Here is a 246-nt window from a genome sequence, read left to right on the forward strand (position 1 = left end):
CGAGCTCCAAGGCATCGTTGAATTCGCGGTTGTAGATGAAGAACAGGACGTCGTTTTCGTACTTGGCGGGCTGGAAGAACCATTGCTCCCTGGTGCTGTCAGCGCTGTTGCCGCCGTATACAACACGGTCCCGAGCGTTGCAGTTGCAAGTCGACGTACTCATCTTCAAGTACTGGTTGTACTTAGTGTTGTGGATCTTGAAGTACACTCTGTTGTTCTCCCACAAGGTAATGAACTTCCAACTGA

The 246-nt window shown here is 50.4% G+C and carries 1 protein-coding gene; it reads right to left on the reverse strand.

The window, feature by feature from the left end; translation table 11 throughout:
• A partial coding sequence (locus F0L68_RS45660; protein ID WP_240543048.1) for a hypothetical protein occupies positions 1–208 on the reverse strand: 208 nt, incomplete at its 3' end.
• Positions 209–246: the final 38 nt, after the last annotated feature.

The organism is Solihabitans fulvus, from assembly GCF_008386585.1.
In the GTDB taxonomy this organism is placed as follows: domain Bacteria; phylum Actinomycetota; class Actinomycetes; order Mycobacteriales; family Pseudonocardiaceae; genus Solihabitans; species Solihabitans fulvus.